Annotated in this window: 17 protein-coding genes and 2 pseudogenes; 13 read left to right on the top strand and 6 right to left on the bottom strand. The window is 54.1% G+C overall.

Annotated features, from left to right (window positions below; all coding sequences use genetic code 11):
* The first annotated feature begins 136 nt into the window (after positions 1-136).
* Both F7C11_RS03795 and F7C11_RS03790 read left to right on the top strand, forming a co-directional pair.
* The gene (locus tag F7C11_RS03795) at positions 137-1,156 is read left to right on the top strand and encodes an ABC transporter permease subunit (protein WP_297091123.1); all 1,020 of its coding nucleotides are present in this window, start codon (positions 137-139) and stop codon (positions 1,154-1,156) included.
* On the top strand, positions 1,153-2,340 hold the full coding sequence (locus F7C11_RS03790; RefSeq protein WP_297091121.1) for an ABC transporter permease: 1,188 nt from the start codon (positions 1,153-1,155) through the stop codon (positions 2,338-2,340). The genes F7C11_RS03795 and F7C11_RS03790 overlap by 4 nt, the downstream gene beginning before the upstream one ends.
* Before the next feature lie 46 nt (positions 2,341-2,386).
* Here F7C11_RS03790 and F7C11_RS03785 read toward each other — a convergent pair whose 3' ends face one another.
* The 5 genes and pseudogenes from F7C11_RS03785 to F7C11_RS03765 all read right to left on the bottom strand — a co-directional run bounded on the left by F7C11_RS03785 (position 2,387) and on the right by F7C11_RS03765 (position 7,126).
* The gene (locus tag F7C11_RS03785) at positions 2,387-3,202 is read right to left on the bottom strand and encodes a 7-cyano-7-deazaguanine synthase (RefSeq protein WP_297091118.1); all 816 of its coding nucleotides are present in this window, start codon (positions 3,200-3,202) and stop codon (positions 2,387-2,389) included.
* Between the two features lie 31 nt (positions 3,203-3,233).
* Complete coding sequence (locus F7C11_RS03780) at positions 3,234-3,932, bottom strand: hypothetical protein (RefSeq protein WP_297091117.1); 699 nt, start codon at positions 3,930-3,932, stop codon at positions 3,234-3,236.
* 338 nt (positions 3,933-4,270) lie between these two features.
* Positions 4,271-5,167 (bottom strand): annotated as a pseudogene (locus F7C11_RS03775) (radical SAM protein); the annotation flags it as partial.
* A gap of 47 nt (positions 5,168-5,214) precedes the next feature.
* The gene (locus F7C11_RS03770) at positions 5,215-5,916 is read right to left on the bottom strand and encodes a dihydroorotate dehydrogenase electron transfer subunit (protein ID WP_297091114.1); all 702 of its coding nucleotides are present in this window, start codon (positions 5,914-5,916) and stop codon (positions 5,215-5,217) included.
* The gene (locus F7C11_RS03765) at positions 5,900-7,126 is read right to left on the bottom strand and encodes a dihydroorotase (protein ID WP_297091112.1); all 1,227 of its coding nucleotides are present in this window, start codon (positions 7,124-7,126) and stop codon (positions 5,900-5,902) included. The genes F7C11_RS03770 and F7C11_RS03765 overlap by 17 nt, the downstream gene beginning before the upstream one ends.
* Before the next feature lie 394 nt (positions 7,127-7,520).
* Here F7C11_RS03765 and F7C11_RS03760 point away from each other — a divergent pair, with 394 nt between their 5' ends.
* From F7C11_RS03760 to F7C11_RS03725, 8 genes are all read left to right on the top strand, one after another.
* Positions 7,521-9,965 (top strand): ABC transporter substrate-binding protein, encoded by a 2,445-nt coding sequence (locus F7C11_RS03760; RefSeq protein WP_297091110.1) that lies wholly within the window; start codon positions 7,521-7,523, stop codon positions 9,963-9,965.
* A gap of 180 nt (positions 9,966-10,145) precedes the next feature.
* Positions 10,146-11,201 (top strand): ABC transporter permease, encoded by a 1,056-nt coding sequence (locus F7C11_RS03755; protein WP_297091108.1) that lies wholly within the window; start codon positions 10,146-10,148, stop codon positions 11,199-11,201.
* A gap of 11 nt (positions 11,202-11,212) precedes the next feature.
* On the top strand, positions 11,213-12,673 hold the full coding sequence (locus tag F7C11_RS03750; RefSeq protein WP_297091105.1) for an ABC transporter permease: 1,461 nt from the start codon (positions 11,213-11,215) through the stop codon (positions 12,671-12,673).
* A gap of 10 nt (positions 12,674-12,683) precedes the next feature.
* Positions 12,684-13,643 carry an ABC transporter ATP-binding protein gene (locus F7C11_RS03745; RefSeq protein WP_297091104.1) on the top strand — a complete coding sequence of 320 codons (960 nt, stop codon included), beginning with the start codon at positions 12,684-12,686 and terminating at the stop codon, positions 13,641-13,643.
* 10 nt (positions 13,644-13,653) lie between these two features.
* Positions 13,654-14,661, top strand: a complete 1,008-nt coding sequence (locus tag F7C11_RS03740) for an ABC transporter ATP-binding protein (RefSeq protein WP_055429941.1) — start codon at positions 13,654-13,656, stop codon at positions 14,659-14,661.
* Between the two features lie 25 nt (positions 14,662-14,686).
* The gene (locus F7C11_RS03735; RefSeq protein ID WP_297091099.1) at positions 14,687-15,169 is read left to right on the top strand and encodes a hypothetical protein; all 483 of its coding nucleotides are present in this window, start codon (positions 14,687-14,689) and stop codon (positions 15,167-15,169) included.
* Positions 15,166-15,927 carry an NAD+ synthase gene (locus F7C11_RS03730; RefSeq protein WP_297091096.1) on the top strand — a complete coding sequence of 254 codons (762 nt, stop codon included), beginning with the start codon at positions 15,166-15,168 and terminating at the stop codon, positions 15,925-15,927. Before F7C11_RS03735 ends, F7C11_RS03730 begins: the two co-directional genes overlap by 4 nt.
* Positions 15,928-15,936: 9 nt before the next feature.
* Complete coding sequence (locus F7C11_RS03725) at positions 15,937-16,821, top strand: EamA family transporter (RefSeq protein ID WP_297091094.1); 885 nt, start codon at positions 15,937-15,939, stop codon at positions 16,819-16,821.
* Here F7C11_RS03725 and glnA read toward each other — a convergent pair.
* On the bottom strand, positions 16,818-18,149 hold the full coding sequence (gene glnA / locus F7C11_RS03720; RefSeq protein ID WP_297091092.1) for a type I glutamate--ammonia ligase: 1,332 nt from the start codon (positions 18,147-18,149) through the stop codon (positions 16,818-16,820). The two genes, F7C11_RS03725 and glnA, sit on opposite strands and share 4 nt — an antisense overlap.
* A 220-nt stretch (positions 18,150-18,369) precedes the next feature.
* Between glnA and F7C11_RS03715 the strand changes: the two genes are divergently transcribed.
* The 3 genes and pseudogenes from F7C11_RS03715 to F7C11_RS03705 all read left to right on the top strand — a co-directional run.
* Positions 18,370-18,777 (top strand): DUF61 family protein, encoded by a 408-nt coding sequence (locus F7C11_RS03715; RefSeq protein ID WP_297091090.1) that lies wholly within the window; start codon positions 18,370-18,372, stop codon positions 18,775-18,777.
* Positions 18,777-19,058, top strand: a complete 282-nt coding sequence (locus F7C11_RS03710) for a hypothetical protein (protein WP_297091088.1) — start codon at positions 18,777-18,779, stop codon at positions 19,056-19,058. The genes F7C11_RS03715 and F7C11_RS03710 overlap by 1 nt, the downstream gene beginning before the upstream one ends.
* 42 nt (positions 19,059-19,100) lie before the next feature.
* A pseudogene (locus tag F7C11_RS03705) lies at positions 19,101-19,960 on the top strand (hypothetical protein); the annotation flags it as partial.

Genomic DNA, 19,960 nt, shown 5'->3' with positions numbered 1-19,960 from the left:
CGTTTTTCTTTTGGCAGTCTCTCCTTTTGGGACTTGTTGCTGGGGGTTTAATTAAAAGTAAAACTTTTTAAAGGTTGTCGGTTATTTTTACCGTTGTGAGTTAGAACCGCGTGCGCCTCCTTGAGGGGGTGTGTCCTTGTCCCTGGGGAGGATGGTACTCAGATACGCGATAGTAACCCTGCTGGTAGCCGTTGTGCTCGGGTATGCCATAAAAGGCGTTGTGGAGAAGAGGGCGTACTACGAGGCGGTTAGTTTCTTCCAGTACAATCCCAACGCGGGGAAGGTAATAGCCGCGGCAGAAAGACTGGGCATGGACCCAGTTGAGTACTACGTCAGGTACATTGCCCCGAATACCTATCCCGAGCTTGCCAAGTCTTCCATGCAGGTGGGTTTGGAGTACATGGCCGCAACTGTACGGGACATCCTTGGGCTCTCCGGATCACAGGGCTCGCGGAGCTTTCTCTACGGCATGGTGCGCCCCACATGGGGGCATGTGTACCGGACTCTCCTGTTTCTCGTTCTCGCGGATGTCTCTGTCGTTCTCCTTGCGCTCCTCCTGTCGTTTAAGGCAGTGAAAAGCGAGAGATTCTACACGTCCCTTCAGATGGCGGCCAGAACTTTCAACGGAATCCCCGTATGGTTCTTCGTTGTCCTCTTCTTCCTGCTCATAATATACTCCCCGATACCCTCGGAGCTTGCCAACGGCCTCAAAGGCTCCGGTTGGGAGATGCTCACTTACTTTATCTTTCCCGTTCTCTCGGTGCTCCTAGTGGCATCGTGGGGACTCGCGGAGGGCATAACCGTTGTTATGAGGGAAGAGTTCGGACAGCCGTACGTTGAAGCAAAGAGGGCCATGGGACTGCCCGAACGCCGCGTTAAGAGGCACGTTATCAGGGCATCGATAGTGCCGGTCATGCACATCTGGCTTCAGAACTTCATTGAAATTCAAACGCTGGTTCTCGTCGTTGACTACCTCTTCAGGCTCAACGGCCTTGGGACACTGCTGGCCTCGACGCTCATCATAACCCCCGACAACGTGTTTTTCTATGCGATGACATTTTCCTTCATCGTCACACTGCTCGTTCTCCTGAACTTTGTGGTCTCAATTGCGGTTGAGGTGCTCTCCATAATACTTGAGCCGAGGGGGATGGGATGAGGAGGAGAAAAGTGGGTGCACTGCTGCTGGCGGCGTTCTTCCTGTTCACGGCCGTTTCCTACGCCACACTCGATAAGACCAAGCTCAGAAACTGGGATAACTATCTGTTCTGGGTCGACTACCCGCGGGGCGCCAAACCCCTGTGGCTGGGTGACTCTTCGAAGTCGGTTCAGTTCAGGGGGCAGACTGAGTACATTGTAACAGGAAAGGCTCCCGTCAACATGATTTTCTGGGGAAACGGAGAGGTTTCGGTCACGATATTCCGTCCAGATGGTAAGGTCGTCCGGCTGAGTGGCGAGATAAACGGAACAACCAGCATGAACTCAAACATAGACCTCGTCCTCCAGGCGAGGCGCTTTGCCCTCCGGGTGCTTGGCCTTAGACGGGAGGACCTTGCGTTCATCACACCCACCCAGGCGCTTTTTATGGATGAAAACCGCAACCCCCTCCCCGGAAACTACACCATTCAGGTTTACCCTGCCAGCGTCGAGGTGCAGCTGATAGGGGACACCTACGGAGTTCTCGGTACCGACTACAAGGGCAGAGACCTCTGGGTCGGCTTCGTCGGTTCGACCGTCAACACGTTGGTTCTGGCGTTTTTGACGACGGTTCTAGTTATACTGATCGGTGTTCTCCTGGGTATAGGTTCCGGCTATTATGAGAGCCGGTTTGGGGATGCCCTCTCCGTTCTGCTTGAGGCCCTGAACTCTATCCCCTACCTCCCTCTGGCGATAGTGATTATATTCGTGCTGTCTTCAACGGGCTTTTATGGAAAGCGTGAGATGGGGACGGCTGAACTGGCGGTCATACTGTCCCTGCTTCTCGTCGGCAGATTTGCGAGTGCCGTTAGGGGCATAGTCATGCACGAGAAAGTTCAGGAGTACATAGAGTCTGCCAGGGCGCTGGGGGCAGGGGATATGGCTATAATCCTCAGACATATTATGAAGGCTGTGATTCCGTACGTCCTTTCGTACTCCACGCTCCTCTTCGCCCAGATTATAGCCGTTGTCTCCATACTCGGCCTGTTTGGAATAATTCCAGGAGTCAACTGGGGCTCCTTTGTGGCGGAAGCGTTTACCCAGAACGCCATCTACACCCTCTGGTGGTGGCCGCTCTCGCCCTCGGTTGCAATAGTTCTGGTGAGCATAGGACTGACGCTTCTTTCGGACGATTCACTACGTTAGGAACTCTTTTTCCGTGCTCAGGTCTAATGTGAATGTAGCTGAGGATTCATCCAAGACCTAAACGTTGCATAACAATCTTCCTCTGGAGCTCCGGGACACTGGGTTTTGACAGCTCCTTCTCCGCCTTCTCCCTGTCCATGAGGCCGTATCTGACGAGCGCCGCTATCCTCCTGTGCTCGAAGCTGTGGCCGTGTTTTTCCCAGTATCTCTCAAGTGCTGGCCCGAGGACGAGGCAGTTGGTGGTATAGCCCGGCAACTCCGGGAATTCGAAGGGAAGGCCTTTGAGAAGCTCAAGCCTCTCCTTCTCGGGCATCATGGAGAGAAGCCTTATCTGAGTGATCCCCCCTTTCATGGGTCTGTATGGGTGGTGGCCGAAGGGGAGCTCGTGGCCGGTGATTATGTAGCGGTAGCCGTTTCTGAGGGCGTATTTATGCAGCCTTTTCAGGGTTCTCCTGGAACAGCGCCTGCAGGGGGAGTCCCCCTTGAGAAGGGCTTCCCGGAAAATGTCAGAGTAATCGTAGCGCAGAACCGTGAATTGAACGTCAAGTGCCCTGGCAATCCTCTCCGCGTTTTCTATGGCCTCCTTCGCCATAAGCCCGTGGTCGACCATCACCGCCTCCAGTTCCGGCACTTTGTAGACCTCTTTTGCCAGATACAGCGCAACAGTGCTGTCCTTGCCGCCGGAGTATGCGACGATTGCCCTGTCAACGTTCTTCATAAGCTCCTCAAGTTCGGCGCGGATTTTTTCCCTATCGATGGGATGCTTCAGATAAACCTGGCACTCCCTGCAGATTGGCCTGCCGTCGATTATGTCTATCTTCGCGGTTCTCTCGTCGTGGGTGCAGAGTGAGCACTTGAGCATGGTGGGAGAAAAGAGGCGGATTTTAAAAAGGTTATTTTCTCAGCCTTGGTAACCCTGACTTCAATTTTTTGGTCGTGTTTCTGGCCCTGCCTATCGTCTCGTCCGTCTTTTTCTTGCCCTTTCTGGTTGCAAAGAATCCGACGACTGCTATGGCATTCTGGAGGAGTATTCCCCGGTTGTTCCTAGCTATGAACCAGCCGAAGAGTGCGCCGAAGGCAAGGCCTGCGAGCCACAGGGAGAGGATGAATGTGTTAGCGCTCATGCCGCCCGGACTCAGCGTCACCGAGAGCGCCTTGTACGCGAGGGTGAAGGCCACCACGAAAACGGTCTCCAGAAGTATCGACAGCTTGGTGGCCGTTCCCACTATTCCCAGAAGCCTGCTGTCTTCGGTATACTCTTCGATTATCCTCTGATCATGGAGACCGTAGACGAGGGTTCTCGCTATATTCGCCCCGCTCCTGAAGGCGAGGAAGCCGAAGAGAGACGCCACCAGGCCGGTTAGGCTCCAGTCCCAGAGTTTCAGAACGGCCCATGTGCCAATGGCTAGCCAGATAAGGGTAAAGGCTCTTTCCCAGCCCTTCTTCTCGTTCTTCGGGATGTCAAGACGGAGAACCTTCCTCCAGGTCATTCCGGCCAGGCTGCCGAAAACCCGCATAAGCATCAGGGATAGGTTGATGAAGAGAAAGGCCGTCAGAAACACGAGGGCCAGTATCTCGCGTATCATAACCATCCCCAGCTATAAAAATTGGGGGAGGGAGTATTTAACGCTTCTCTTCCCAGCGTTCCAAAGAGGCCGTGGAGCTGTGCAGTTAGGACTATGGGTTAATCCAGGTTGCTCTTGAAATATCTGCTGTAAATCTCCCTCGCTTTCTCTTCCCCAACGCCCTTTATCAGCACCTTCCCGCTTTTAAAGACCATAACCTCCGCGTTTCCGTCCCTGAACCTGAGGGTGCCTTTTTTCATCGTGTATTCAACCCCCAGGGCGCTCAGCTCTGACGCTAGCTCTTCCATGTTTAGCCCTTCGACGCTGGCCCTGAACGCTCCGTCGCAGGTTTCCTCTATCTCCGCCCGCTTCCTCTTTACTATTGGTGCGACGTCCCTGGCAACGCGCCTCGCGCTGAAGAGCGTCAGCGGGTCCATCGTCCTGTATATCGCCAGCTGACAGCCGCTTATGCGGACGTCGATGTATTGCCCTGCCTCCATCGCCGTCTTCAGGTACTCCCTTATGCTCTCGGCCCTCTCGAAATCCAGCCCAGCTTTCTTAAGCCTCTCGACGTTGAGTTCGTGTATTGTGAGGGGCTGGAGCATCATCTCGTCCACACCAAGCGAGGCGGCCAGCTCGGCTATCTTGGGTATATCTTCGTCGTTTATGCCGGGCATGAATATCGTCCTGACGATCGAGCGGACGCTTTTGTCTGAACCGACTATTCTAAGCGCGTTCACTACGTTTTCAAAGGTGTCGGCGTTGGTTATCATCAGATGCTTCTCCCTGCTTGCCGCGTCGAGGCTTATCATCACCAGGTCAAAGTCCAGCTTGCCCCACAGCTCCTCGGTCAGAAGCGAGCCGTTGGTCTGCAGGTCGAGCCTTGCCCCCGGGAACCTCTCCCTGAGCATCCTGTTGACCTCGACTATGCGCGGGCTGAGCAGCGGCTCTCCGTACTGTGACACAGTTATCGCGTAAGGCCTGTCCCAGCCGTAGTAGCCGGGCTTCGGGGCCTTCCCGAGCTTGACCGCAACGTTCGAGTAGCAGAATACGCAGTCGTGGTTGCATGCCGGAGTCAGCTCGTAGCTCGGGTGGTGGACGGGATTCGGGTTGCCCAAATCCAGCCCCTGACAGCCCTGACAGTGAGTGGGGAACTTTAAATCCATCACGAACTTCTTTAACAGTCTCGCCTCTCTGTTCTCAAGGATCTGGGGCTCGACCCCCATGCTCCTCGCGAACTCCTCCCAGCTCATCCTCTTCATTATCTCACCGGCCGAAACGGAGAAAAGGGGTTTAAAAAGCTCACTGGTCAGAGCAGTCCCCTCATCTGGAGACCATTGAAAACCGGGCCGTCCCTGCAGACGAGGTACTTCCCGAGGTTGCAGGAGCCACAGACACCTATACCGCACTTCATGTAGCGCTCCGCTGAGACCTGAACTTTCTCATAGTCCATCACCCGAAGGACTGCCTTCAGCATCGGCTCCGGGCCGCAGGCATACACCCCGTCAAATTCGCCCTTTCTTTCGGCGAGAACCTCCGTGGGAAAGCCCTTTCTTCCGGCCGAGCCGTCATCGGTCGTGATAACCACTTCGTCCACGTAGTTCTCGATGTCCATCAGTGCGAGCTCGTCCTCTGAGCGGGCGCCGTAGATCAGAGTTACGTTCTCAAACCTATCTTTGTTCTGCCTCGCGAAGGCGTAGAGCGGAGGTATCCCTATTCCCCCACCTACAAGGGCTACACTCTCCCCCTTCGGCTCGAAGCCCCTCCCGTAGGGGCCGCGAATCCAGATGTGGTCCCCCTCCTCAAGCTCGAAGAGCCTCGACGTAAAGGGGCCAACGCGCTTGACCACTATGAGGTCTTTCCAGGCCAGGCTGAAGGGCTTTTCCCCAACGCCGGGAAGCCAGGCCATGATGAACTGGCCTGCGGTGAATTTTAGCCTCCTATCGAAGCGGAAGGCTTTAACGTCCTTTGCAACATCCCAACCTTCCCTGAGCTCAACCCTTTCCAGCATTTATCCTAACCCCCCGGGGCTTTCCGATTATCTCGTCCTCCTCCATAACTATTTCGCCGTGCAGAACCGTCATCACGACCTTTCCCCTGAGTTTTCGCCCTTCCCACGGGCTCCACTTGGCCTTCGTGTAGAATTCCTCTGGTTTGACTGCCCACTCCCTCTTGATGTCGACAATGGTAAAGTCCGCGTCCTTCCCGACCTCCAGCCCTTTGTTCCTTATTCCAAATATTCTAATTGGATTCCAGTGCATCTTTTCCACTATGTCCCGGAGCTCCAGCATGCCCCTGTTTACGGCATCGAGAAGGAGTGCCACCTCTGTCTCAAGACCGGGTATTCCAGCTGAGCCTTTTTCCTTGTCCTCAAGCGTGTGGGGCGCGTGGTCGCTCGCAATTATCGGGATCCGTGAAAAGTTCTCCCAGAGCGCCCTCCTATCGCCCTCGCCTCTCAGCGGCGGATAAACTTTGAGGAGGGGATTTCTCGCGTAGTCCCTCTGTGTGAGGAAGAGGTGGTGGGGCGTTACCTCAAAGCTCACCCACGGCAGGCCGGCTTCAAGTATCGCCTTTGTCCCTTCGGCCGTTGAGACGTGGCAGACGTTGAGAGGTTTCCCGATTCTTTCTGCCGCCCGTAGGGCCCTCTGGACTGCGCGAACCTCGGCTTCGGGAGGCCTCTCCGGGTTTTTTAATATCACTTCGGAGTCCTCGGCGTGAACGCTGACGGTCTTTGGGGCACAGGAGTAATCGCTTTCAAAGTCCCTGGAAAAAATCCCGCTGGTTGAGGCGCCCATGAATATTTTGTAAAAGTCCGCCTGGGCTTTTTTGGCTTCGTCGCAGTTGCCGCTCAGGAGAAAACTTAGCGCATAGTCCGTATATGCCATGCCCCGGAACGCTTCTTCCCTCCTCCTGAATGTCTGTGAGTCGAGTACCGGCGGATCGGTGTTTGGCATGTCAAAAACCGTGGTTATGCCTCCGTGGAGCGCCGCCATGGTGCCGGTTCGGATGGTTTCTTTGGAACGCTGCCGAAAATCCCTGAGATGGACGTGAACATCTATGAGACCCGGAAGAATGACCCCTCCGCTTTCAATCTTAATCGTTTCTTCTCCCTTTAATTCTCCAATAGATATTCGGGAAATTTTGCCGTCAAGAACCGCTATGCTCCCGTCTATCAGTTTCCTACCCTTTAAGAATTTCCCTTTCAGGACAAGGTCGTACATAGCGCCCGCACTGGAGTGGATGCTACTCCATTTTAAGTTTTTTGCATACAATTCCTCAACTTGAAGCAAAAAAGTGGGTGCTAACGATTTTTACGGCTTTCCTCAACTATCTACTGTCTTCTTAGTTCATTATGTGGCTTTTTTCAGTTTGTTTTTTGAATTTAAGCATCGTTGACAACGCAAGATACTATTGGAAGATAAGTAGGCGTTATGAAATCTTTTGGAGTCTGTAGGGGGCTTTTCTAAAGCCACTACTTTTACAAGAACGTAACCCTTAAATAGGCTTTCAATGTATATCTTCATGCCATTATACACCATATGTGGCAACATTGCCAAAAAGTGAAGGAGGCAGTGGAGTATGAAGAAGGCTTTGGGATTGTTTATTATGGGCTTGATGTTGTTTAGTATTTTTGCCGTCCATGCAGTCAGCGCGGCTGACTACACCCCCAAGGACATACCCCTGAACAGCGACGAGGCCAAGGCCCGCTTCAAGGCCGACCTCCAGTGGTACCTCAAGTACGGCCACTTCGTTATCAGCAATGGTCCGTACATGCTCGTCATGTACTCCCCGGAGAACCTCTATCTCAAGCTTGAGAAGTTCACCGGCCCGAGGACCATCTACACCGACACCCTTCCGAAGGACGGCTATGCCGATGTTATTGAGTACCAGGGTGTCCAGAACCCTGAGAACGTTATCCTCCAGATCGCCAAGGGTGAGTACGACCTTGGTATGTTCTCCTTCCCGGCTGGAAAGTACCAGGGTCTTGGTGAGGACGTTCTTGCCAACCTCAACCTGTACAAGAGTGCCAGCTCGTACAATGAGCTGACCTTCAACACCTACCACGACCCTGACAAGGACGCTCCGATCGTCACCGTCGGTGACCAGGTTTACTTCAACCCCTTCGCCATCAGGGAAGTTAGGTTTGCCATGAACTGGCTCATCAGCAGGGACTACATCGTCCAGAACATCTACCAGGGTAGCGGTGCCCCGATGCTTGGCTGTATCAGGCCGAGCCACCCGGCCGACAAGTACTTCGAGCCGGTCTACAAGGCCCTCGGCCTCAGCGGTGCTGGCAACGAGGAGCTCGCCCTTAAGATCATAGCCAGCGCCATGGACAAGGCTGCCCAGGAGGTTGCCAAGTACGGCCACACCCTTGAGAAGAAGGACGGAATGTGGTACTTCGATGGCCAGCCGGTTACCGTCAAGTTCATCATCCGTATCGAGGACGAGAGGAAGGACATCGGTCTCTATGTCGCCGACCTCCTTGAGAAGAAGGTTGGCTTCAAGGTTGACAGGCTCCTTTGGGACAGGCAGAAGGCCGGTCAGGTCGTCTTCGCCAAGCCGCCGAGCAACTACGAGTGGAACATCTACACCGGTGGATGGGGTACCAGCGGTATTCCGAGCGTCTGGATTGACGACTACACCGCCTGGTTCTACGCCGCCTGGTATGGATACGTTCCGGGTGCCGTTGAGCCCAAGCACGTTAACACCGTCACCGTTGAGGAGGCCCTCAAGTACATCGGCAACGGAGACGTCAACGCTGGACTCCAGAAGATAGGTGCCGAGTACTACACGAGCGCCGACAGCCTTGGCCCGATGCTCAAGTGGACCGAGGAGGAGCTTACCTACCTGCTGACCTACTTCGAGATTACCAAGGAGAAGGCCCAGAACACCCCGCACCTCAACCCCGACCTTGTCCCTGAGCAGCCGATCAAGATTACCACCAAGGAGCAGTACTGGGACCTCCAGAAGATAAGCATGCTCATAGGCATCCTTGAGAGCGAGAGGGTCTTCCTCATCGAGACTTGGGAGTTCTACCCGGCCAACAAGCAGAGGGTTATTAAGATCACCCCGGAGGCCAGCACCGGTATCGGCCAGCGCTGGAGCATCATGACCGCTGAAACCCCGGACAAGCACCTCAAGATCGCCCAGTTCGCCTCAACCGGTGCCATGTTCATGAGCGCCTTCAACCCGGTCGGTGGTCTGAGCGACGTTTACAGCGTCCGTGTCTGGAACCTCATCAGGGACTACGGTGCGACCACCAACTTCGACGGTATCGTCACCCCGTACAGGTGCAAGTGGAACCTTGAGCGCGGTGAGTTCACCGTTCCGGACGATGCGGTCATCTACAACCAGACCCAGGGCTGGATTCCCGAGAACGCTGGCAAGACCGCCAAGGTCAAGGTTACCGTCACCTGTGACTTCGGCGAGTGGCACAACGGCGTTAAGGGCAACATCGACGACCTCAAGTACTACGTCGCGTTCCTCTACACCTGGGCATACAAGGACGGCGCTGACGACCCGTACTACGATGAGAGCCTCGGTGGAACCGCCGGAACCCTCGCCAGCATCCTTGGCTGGCAGTGGACCAACGACGGCTACGTCGTCTACGGTACCTACGAGCACCCGCTTGCCGACGACATGACCGCAGGATTCTACGTGTTCTACCCGCAGCTTCCGTGGGAGCTCTACTGGGCCATGGGCGAGCTCGTAGCCAGGAGCAAGGACTACGGCATCGACAAGACCTACTCCTTCAGCAGCGGTGCTGAGGGTGTCCTCTGGCTCGACCTCCTCACCAAGGAGCACGTCGACGACCTCGCCAAGGTCATGCTCAAGATCTCAGGCCTCACCTGGGACGATATAACCAAGACCACGACCACCCAGCCGCCCACAACCAGCAGCCCGAGCCCGACCGAGACAACCAGCAGCCCGAGCCCGACCGAGACCACGACCACCACGACCCCGGCTGGAGGAACCAACACCACCACCTACGTCGTTGTCGGCCTGGTGATAATCATCATCGCCGCGGCCGCCTGGTACTTCACCAAGAAGAAGTGAAGTAGTTTCGTTCTTTCCCCTCTTTTTTGAAATTTTGTCCCAAATCCGGGTATCCCTGGCGGAGTTCTGCGGTGCACTTCTATGAAAATGTGCACATCTATGCAGTAAGATATATAAAGTCAGTTTTACAATGCTGAAAAAGATACATTAAACACGAGCAACCTACGTGGGGGTGGAAAAATGGGGTATCTAAAGTACCTGGTGTTTAGGATTCTAAACGCCATTCTCGTCCTGTTGATAGTGACCTTTATTATCTCGGCGCTGTTCGTTAAGGTTGCCGAGCAGAGCAACAGATCCAAGATGTACGAGGAATTGATGCTATGGGAAAGAACTGAGGGTGCTAAAATCAAGCAGAGTCAGGGTTTAGAGGCCTTTGAACAGGCCAAGGCCGCAAAGCAGGCATCTCTTGAAGAGAAATATGAACTGAACATTCCCTACTGGCAGAAAGTTTACAATAAGGCTTTGCGTACATTGCGGCTGGACTTCGGAACGACGAGCATGCCTATTTTCGGTACAAACAACGTCGCCGATATCATCAAGGTCGCCGTTCCCAGGAGCATCCTGCTCTTCACGACGGCTACGATAATAGTCATTATATTAGGTATCTTCCTTGGAGTTAGGGCCGCGAGGCACGCGGGCAGTCTCTTCGACAGGGGTCTCTCCATCTTCGCACTGCTCACCTACAGTCTGCCGATGTGGTGGACTGGAATGATGTTCCTCCTGATATTCGCATTCAAGCTCGGCTGGTTCCCGCTCAGCTCAATGTTTGACCCGCAACTCACGGGCTGGGCGCATGTTAAGGACGTTCTCTGGAAGCTCGCCCTCCCGGTGTTCACCTACGTCTTCGTCGTCTTCGGTGGCTGGGCGTGGACGACCAGAAACATCATGATAGGAACCCTCCAGGAGGACTTCATAATGGCCGCCAAGGCTAAGGGTATCCCCGAGCACAAGATCATCTACGGTCACGCCCTCCGTGCCGCTGCCCCGCCGATAGTTACCATGATCATCTTCGCCCTCCTTGGATCACTCGGTGGTGCAATCATCAGTGAGCTCGTCTTCAACTATCCGGGAATGGGCAGGCTCTACTGGGTTGCCCTCCAGCAGAACGAGACCAACCTCCTCATAGGGCTGACGTACTTCTTCACAGTGCTCTACCTGAGCGGAGTCGTCCTTGCCGACATGATCTACGGATTCCTCGACCCGCGTGTCAAGGTCGGTGCTTCCGCCAAGATGTGAGGTGATTCACGATGAGATGGGTCGACGTCAAAGAAGGATTTAAGGAATTCCTCGAAGAATTCAAGAGGGAGAAGACCGGCATAGCCGGTGTCATTCTCCTCGTCATCCTTGTACTGGTCGCACTTACCGCACCATACACCACCATGCCAGACCTTCCGCAGAAGTGGAGGAGCTCCGCATACTGGGAGGACAACCCCAAGAACGTTCCTCCGACCTGGTACAACATGTTCACCTCCCAGAAACTTGTTCCCCAGGAGGTTTACTACCTCAACGACCTCAAGATCACCCACCCGAACGATACCACAACCATAGTTGAAGCGGACTACACCTTCCCGGACGGCTATTATCTCGGACCCCAGGGCATCATAATAAGGGGCCTGAATGTGACGCTTAATTCGCCGTCCCAGACCCCGATCATAAACGTTTACCTCCTCAGGCCAGACGGAAAGACCGTGCCGCTCCTCACCAACAAGCCCCTCAGTTCGAGCACCACCATCTCAGTTGGAAGGGACAGCACGATCTCATCCAACATCTACATATGGCTCGTCAACGTCACAGAGGGCAGGAAGATAACGATGTTCGAGGTGCCGCTTCAGACGATACTCATCAGCGACATGGTTGCCCCGCTGTTTGCAAGGGTTGAGCCGGGAATGAACGTAACCCAGATTATCCAGAGCCCACAGCCCCTTTACGGTGACTACAAGCTCATCCTCAAGATTGACAACCCTGCCCCCAATGACAACCAGATCACCTACGACAACATTAAGGTAGTGTTCCTCGGAAGGAGCTACGGAACCATGGGTACTGACTACCTGGGCAGGGACCTCTGGGCCGGTATCATCTGGGGTAGCAGAGTTTCATTGACCATTGGTATACTAGTCTCTGTCCTCAGCACGGTGATAGGCCTCATTTACGGAGTTACCAGTGCGTACCTCGGTGGAAACGCCGACGAGTTCATGATGCGTATCAACGAGATATTTGCCTCAATCCCGAGCCTGCCGATACTTATCCTCATTGGAGCCACGATGGGACACATAACCCTAATGTTCATAGTGTTGCTGTTGGTCATCTTCGGATGGATGGGAATAGCGAGGATTTCGAGGAGTATGGCTCTCCAGATCAAGGAGCAGACGTACATCGAGGCTGCCAGGGCCCTCGGTGCCGGTAACGGCAGGATAATCTTCAAGCACATCCTGCCCCAGCTGCTTCCGTATGCCTTCGCGGTTATAGCCCTCAGCGTTCCGGGTGCGGTTATCGCGGAGGCTTCGCTGAGCTTCCTTGGTATCGGTGATCCGACCGCCGTTACGTGGGGTCAGATACTCAATGCGGCTCAGGCACAGTCAGCAACGACCAAGGGCTACTGGTGGTGGGTTCTCCCGCCTGGGCTTGGAATTGCTGTCGTCGGCCTTACCTTCGTCCTCATAGGTACGGCCCTCGATAAGATACTCAACCCGAGGCTCAGGAGGCTGTGAGGTGGTATAAATGGCTAGGAACGTACTCGAAGTTAAAGACCTCAAGATGTATTACTTCACCAGCAAGGGTGTCGTCAAGGCCGTCGACAACATCACCTTTAACCTCAGGAAGGGTGAAGTGCTGGGACTTGCCGGTGAGAGTGGATGCGGCAAGTCCTCCCTTGGTTTTACCCTTATGGGAATGCCGACTCCCCCGGGCAAGATAGTCAGCGGCAGTGTGAAGATTGACGGAAGAGAGATAGTCGGCCTTCCGGAGGACGTCCTTAGAAAGGAGATTCGCTGGCAGAAGATATCCATGATATTCCAGGGAGCAATGAACGCCCTGAACCCCGTCTACACCGTCGGTACCCAGATGACCGAACCGCTGATACTCCACAAGGGCATGAGCAAGGATGAGGCCCTCGACAGAGCCCAGAAGTACCTTGAGCTCGTCGGTCTCGACCCCGAGATAGTCTACCGTTACCCACACGAGCTTTCAGGTGGTATGAAGCAGCGTGTCATCATAGCAACGGCTCTCCTCCTTGAGCCCGACGTCGTTATCGCCGACGAGCCAACAACGGCTCTCGACGTCGTTGTTCAGGCTCAGATCATCAACCTCATGAAGAAGCTGAAGAAAGAGCTCGGCCTCTCAATGATATTCATCACCCACGACCTCAGCATCCTCGCCGAGATCAGCGACAGGGTCGCCATAATGTACGCGGGTAAGATCGTTGAGATAGGAGACAGCGAGAAGGTCTACTACGAGCCGGCCCACCCGTACACCCAGAAGCTCCTTGCGGCAATACCGAGGCTGCATGAGGACGTCGAGAAGCTGGAGTTCATCCCGGGACAGCCCCCGAACCTCATTACACCGCCGAAGGGATGCCGCTTCCACCCGAGGTGCCCGTACGCAATGCAGGTTTGTAAGGAGCAGGAACCCGAGCTGAAGGAAGTTGATAAGGACCACTATGCCGCATGCTGGCTGCTGTGAGGTGTGAGAGATGGCGGAGCCAATACTCAAGGTTGAAAACCTCAAGAAGTACTTCCCGATCAAGAGGGGCTTCATTGACACGATCAAGGGTGCCCCCCAGAAGAAGGTTCATGCGGTGGACGGCATTAGCTTTGAGATATACAAGCAGCAGGTCTTTGCCCTCGTCGGTGAGAGCGGCTGTGGTAAGTCCACCACCGGAAAGCTGATCGTCAAGCTCCTTGAGCCTACGGACGGCAGGATATACCTAGAGGGTAAGGACGTCACCAACGTCAAGACCAAGGAGGAGATACTTGACTACAGAAGACACGTGCAGATGATCTTCCAGGATCCGTTCAGTTCGATGAACCCGAGGTTCAGGATATTCGACATCCTGGAGGAGCCGCTCCTCATACACGGCATCGGTGAAACCAAGGCCGAGCGTGAGGAGCTCATCTACAAGGCGCTTGAGATGGTCAAGATAACACCGCCCGAGGACTACGTCGGCAGGTTCCCACACATGCTGTCTGGCGGTCAGAGGCAGCGTGTGGCAATAGCCCGTGCACTGATACTCAATCCGACCTTCATTGTCGCCGACGAGCCGGTTTCGATGCTCGACGTTTCAATCCGTGCGGAGATTCTCGAGCTGATGAAGGAGCTCAAGGAGAAGATGGGCGTCACCTACCTCTACATCACCCACGACATGTCCACAGCGAGGTACTTCGCCGACTGGATGGCGGTCATGTACCTCGGAAGGATAGTCGAGATGGGGCCGGTCGAGAAGGTCATCGACAACCCGCTCCACCCGTACACCAGGGCTCTCTTAGCGGCCGTTCCGGAGCCCAAGCCGGAGCGCAGGAACGTAATCAAGGAGCTGCCCATCAGGGGTGAGGTGCCCAACGCCGTCGACATACCACCCGGATGCCGCTTCCACCCGAGGTGTATCTACGCCCAGAAGGGACTCTGCGACACTAAGCACCCGCAGCTCGTCGAGTACGAGCACAACCACTGGGCCGAGTGCCACCTCGTTGGCAAGTACTGACCTCTTCCTTTTCTTTCTCTAGGTGATGGAGATGGGAACGCTCAGGGACGCGATGGGTTATCCTCTTCTGAGGGCTGGTCTGGTAATGCTCATTCTGGCATTGCTGATATCAGTTGCCGGTTTTTATCGTGTTAGCAAATTCTACTCCGCCAGCGGGACTCTTGGCGAGGGCATGCACTACCTGGGAGACGATAAGTTTGAAACCGAATATCTCTACCACAACAGAACCCTGATTCTCTCATCATCCGATGCAAACCTCTCGCTTATCCAGGGAACCAGGATGACGAACTACACCCTCGTTAACCGTGAGATAACACTCCATCCCGGGGAGAGACCGGTGATATATGTTTTTAACGGAAGCGTGAATTATACCTATAGGGCGACTGCCGTCGATTACCCCTACGCGGTCTACTCGGTCTTCGCTTTCGTGCTGATGCTGGTGGGGGTTGTTATGGCTTTCATGGGTTACTCCCAGTTCCTGAAGGACGTGAAGGAGGGTAAGAAATGAGGGAGCTTGATTACGGTGCCGCCATCGATAGGATAACCGGATTCATCCGTGAGAAGGTCGGGGAAGCTGGTGTAGGCGGTGTTGTCGTTGGGGTAAGCGGGGGCATAGACAGCGCTACGGTTGCATACCTCGCAGTGAGGGCGCTTGGGGAGGATAAGGTCCTCGGCCTGATAATGCCGTACTATGAAAACGGCGACCTCGAAGATGCCAAGCTCGTCTGCGAGAGCCTGGGGATCGAGTACAGGGTGGTCAGCATAAAGTCCATTGTGGATGAGTTCGAGAGGGCAGTCGGTGAGCTTGACGTTAAGAGCAGGGGCAACGTGATGGCAAGAACCCGGATGGTTCTGCTGTACGCTCACGCCAACGCTATGAATCGCCTCGTCCTTGGAACCAGCAACAGGAGCGAGGTCCTTACTGGGTACTTCACCAAGTGGGGGGACGGTGCCAGCGACTACGCCCCGCTCATAAACCTCTACAAGACCGAGGTCTGGGAGATAGCAAAGCTCCTCGGAGTCCCGGAGAGGATAATCAAAAAGAAGCCTACAGCCGGGCTGTGGGAAGGCCAGACCGACGAGAACGAGCTCGGAATAAGCTACCGCCTCCTCGATGAGATACTCTGGCGCATGGTTGATCTGGGGAAGGAAAAGGCTGAAATTGCGGAGGAGCTTAAAATACCCCTGGAGAGGGTCGAATACGTTGAGAAGCTGGTAAAGGGCAGCGAACACAAGAGACGCCTTCCAGTTGGCCCTATTTTTTGAGGTGAGTCCATGAAACGCGGCTATATCTTCGTTTTTTTAGCCGCCTCCATGTGGGGCACTCTCGGCATATTTGCCAAATACCTCGACGGCTTTGGATTGACACCCTTTACGATGGTGTTCTACAGAGTTTTTTTCGCCATAGCCCTTCTGGCCGTCTATCTCAGGCTGAGGGGCATGGGTTTTTCCATTGAGCGCTCCCGCCTTAAGTTCTACGCGCTCTACGGCTTCTTCAGCATCTTCCTCTTTTACACCCTCTACTTCTATACGGTAACGATATCGTCGGTCTCGTTTGCCGTTCTGCTTCTCTACACGGCCCCGGTGTATTCAATAATCCTGGGGAAACTGGTCTTCAATGAGCCGTTGGTGAGGGAGAAGATCGCCGCCCTTGGGATGGTGATGCTTGGCGTTCTCCTCGTGAACTGGGGGGATGTCCAGTTTTCCACAAAAGCCCTGATCTTCGGGCTTCTGACTGGTCTGACCTACGCCCTTTACGGTGTTCTGGCGAAGTTCGCCGTTAGGGACGACGAACCAGAGAAAGCGCTCTTTTACACTCTGTTCTTTGGCATGCTTTATCTTCTGCCCTTCTCGGACTTCTCGGTGCCCTCTGGTGCGGTTCCGTACCTCTTTGCCCTGGCCTTCTTCCCGACCTTCCTAGGGTACATACTCTACAATCACGCCCTGAGGGAGATCGAAGTGAGCAGGGCCAGCATAGTTGCCACGATTGAACCTGTCGTGGCGATAACACTGGCGTTCCTTTTATTTGGTGAGACCCTCACCGTTGAACAGCTGGTCGGGGCGGCGCTCATAATTGGGGGCTCGACTCTGGTACACCTAAAGGAGAAAGAAAAGCCCGGGGAGGCCATTGTTGAAGAGGTGCTTGAAGAGGTCCATTAGACATGGAAGTACCTTTCCAGCTCCCATTCAGTTACCTCTTTCGTATCCTCGGGGAGACCCTTAGCACCCAGGTACTCGAGATACCTCTCCCACTCAAGCTCCTTGTATGCCAGGAAGTTCCTGTACGCACCTCCTAAGGCTCCCCTGACAACCTTATCCCTCTTCAGCTCTTCGAGGGCCTCGCCAAGGCTTTCCGGCAGTGTGTCTATACCCATGCTTTCTCTCTTGGAGTCATCCATTTCATAGACGTTTTCCTCCACGTATGCTTCGGGTTCGATTTTTCTCTTTATCCCGTCAAGCCCGGCCATAAGTATCGCCGCAAATGCCAGATACGGGTTGGCGCTTGGGTCGGGACAGCGGTACTCTATCCTGGCGCCGTTGCCCCAGAAGGCCGGGACCCTTATCAGCGCACTCCTGTTTCTGTAGCCCCAGCTGATGTATACCGGGGCCTCGTATCCCGGAACCAAGCGCTTGTAGCTGTTCACAGTGGGGTTGGTTACGGCCGTCAGCGCCTTTGCATGGTCGAGTATGCCTCCAAGGAAGTAAAGCGCCGTCTCGCTGAGTTCTTCCTCGCCAATGAACGCGTTCTCCCCGTCCTTCCAGAGGCTTATGTGGAGGTGCATCCCGTTTCCTGGAAAGCCGTAGATGGGCTTTGGCATGAACGTGGCGTAAAGTCCGTGCATCTCGGAAACAGCCTTCACAATGTATTTGAAGCTGAGTATGTTGTCGGCGGTTCTGAGGGCCTCATCATAACGGAAGTCTATCTCGTGCTGTGCCTTTCCGACCTCGTGGTGGAGAACCTCTGGGACGAGTCCAAGGGAGGGCATGTGGAGGGCTATCTCCCTGCGTATTCCCCTGGCCTTGTCGAGGGTCACGAGGTCAAAATAACCGCCACTGTCGGGTATTTGAAGCTCCCAGGAACCGTTCTTCTTGAAGAGGTAGAACTCCGGTTCTGGCCCTATATACGCCCTGAATCCTGCCTTTTCGAGCTCTTTAAGGGCATCCCTTAAGACACCACGGGGGTCGGCTGGGTAGGGTTTTCTGCCCTTGTATATGTATCCGTAGACCCTTGAGATACCTTCCCACGGGATCTCCGCATAGGTCGATGGATCCGCTTTAAAAATCAAATCGCTATCTTCTATTCCTTCAAATCCCGGAATCGAGGAGCCATCAAAGGCTATGCCGTCTTCTATTGCCTCGTCGTATCTCCCTATGGGGATCTCCATGCCCTTTGGAACCCCGTTCATGTCAACAAAGATAAGCTGGATGAATCTCACCCTCCTGGATTCGATGGCTTCTACCTTTCCAGACGTGCTCAAGCTGTTCATATTTATCACCCTTTATTGTCCTAATGTTCAGTATTAATGCCATTTTATTGAACGATTATTCCAATAAAAGCCTTTCCACTGAATTTTTGTCATTGTGACGATGATACTGTCTGAACTCCCGCTGGTTGACAAAAGAATGTCATTTTTGCCGCCTATCTTTTCTAATTTTAACAAATATATGCTAAGCAAAGGTTTATTGGATTCGTGAGTAGGCACAAACATGCCAAAGGCTGAGGACATACTCAACAGGGAAATAGCACGGGTAAACCTCCACCTTCCAGCAAACAGGCCTACCCTGAAACAGCTGCTGGAGGCAAGGGAGCCGAAGGTCAGGCTGCGCGATGGAAGCTATCACCACTTCAAGCGCTCCGAGCTGGAATACCTCCGTTCCCTCCTCGATGGGGGGGAAGAGGAACGTCTGAAGATACCCATAGTGCTTGAAATAAGCACCCTGTACAGGGGCTACTTCAGGGTAAGGGGCAGGACGGAAGTTAAGGTCATTGAGAAGATCCTCGGCACTTACGATATTCTGGATGAAAAGATAGAGGAGCTCTATCCGAGATACCTCCTCCCGAAAATCAGAAAAGCCCTCCCAACGACAACGACATATGCGTTTATAGCGGAGTGATGGATATGGATGAAGACCTCAAAGTTCTCCGGGACTACCTGATGTTCACGGTTCCCCACGTTACCGTACTCGCCGGTGCCCTCCTGGGGGTTCTCCTGATAATGGGGGTTCAAGTTAACACCGCCCTCGGAATATTCACAGTATTCTACGGGCTCATGCTCTTCGTTCTTGGCCTCGTGATAGGCCCTCACTTTTCTAAAGTGCTCTGGTATCGGCTTATGATGGTCTTTTTCGCCTGTTTGATGCTTCTGGGGGTTGCTCTCCTGTTATATGGAGAGTAGCCTTTATATGGGAAAATGCACAACTAAACATGGTGGGAACGTATGCGGAAGGCAGTGGTTACGTTGATCCTCCTAACTCTGGTCACGGTACTTCTCCCGGGTTCTTCCGCCCAGTTTGTCACTTTTACAACACATGACGAAATTTCCCTGCTTCGCGGGGACTACAGCACCGGGACGATAATGCTGACAAACGCCGGTGGCTTCAGCTTTAAAATCGTCAGCTATCAGAAATTCTGGGTGGAAGATGAGAACGGCAACGTTATCCATGGTTTTAACCTGACCCTGACACCCACTATTTTCAGCGACTGGTCGTCCCAGAAGACCTACTCGGTGTCGTACAACATATCCTGTGCTTCAAATGTCTCAGGCGGGACGTACACGCTCTATCTTCGTTTCCTTGCGTTTACCTCGGACAACTCCATGTACATAGTTCACGCCACCGTGCCGCTCCACGTGATCGAAAAGGCCCTGGATTTTGGGGTAGCCGATGCCTATGTCAAGGAGCGTCCCGGATCCTCCTATGTCCTTAACGGAGAAACCATAGTGGTGTTCTCACACGTTAACAACATAGGGCACTCAAGCGTCACCATTCAGGCCACCGTCTCCTTTTCCATGGGGGGGAAGGTGTACTTCCTCGAAAACAGAACACTCAAGATGGCCCCCGGAGACAATCTGGTTCGCTTTGAAGTGCCCGTGGGGTATGAACTGCCCGAGGGAACGTACAGGCTGGAGTACGTGCTCAAATATGACGGCGGGACGTACAGATACTCCAGGGAAATCCCCGTCAAGTTTGGGGTTAATCTTGTGGGGGCTTCCCTTCAGTCGGAGACGGTAAAGCTCGGGGAAGAAAACAGAGCCTATCTAACCCTCCTTTCGGAGAGGAACGTTAACCTGAATCTCAC

The sequence above is a fragment of the Thermococcus sp. genome (genome assembly GCF_015521605.1).
In the GTDB taxonomy this organism is placed as follows: domain Archaea; phylum Methanobacteriota_B; class Thermococci; order Thermococcales; family Thermococcaceae; genus Thermococcus.
This window is presented reverse-complemented; position numbering and strand designations above follow the sequence as displayed.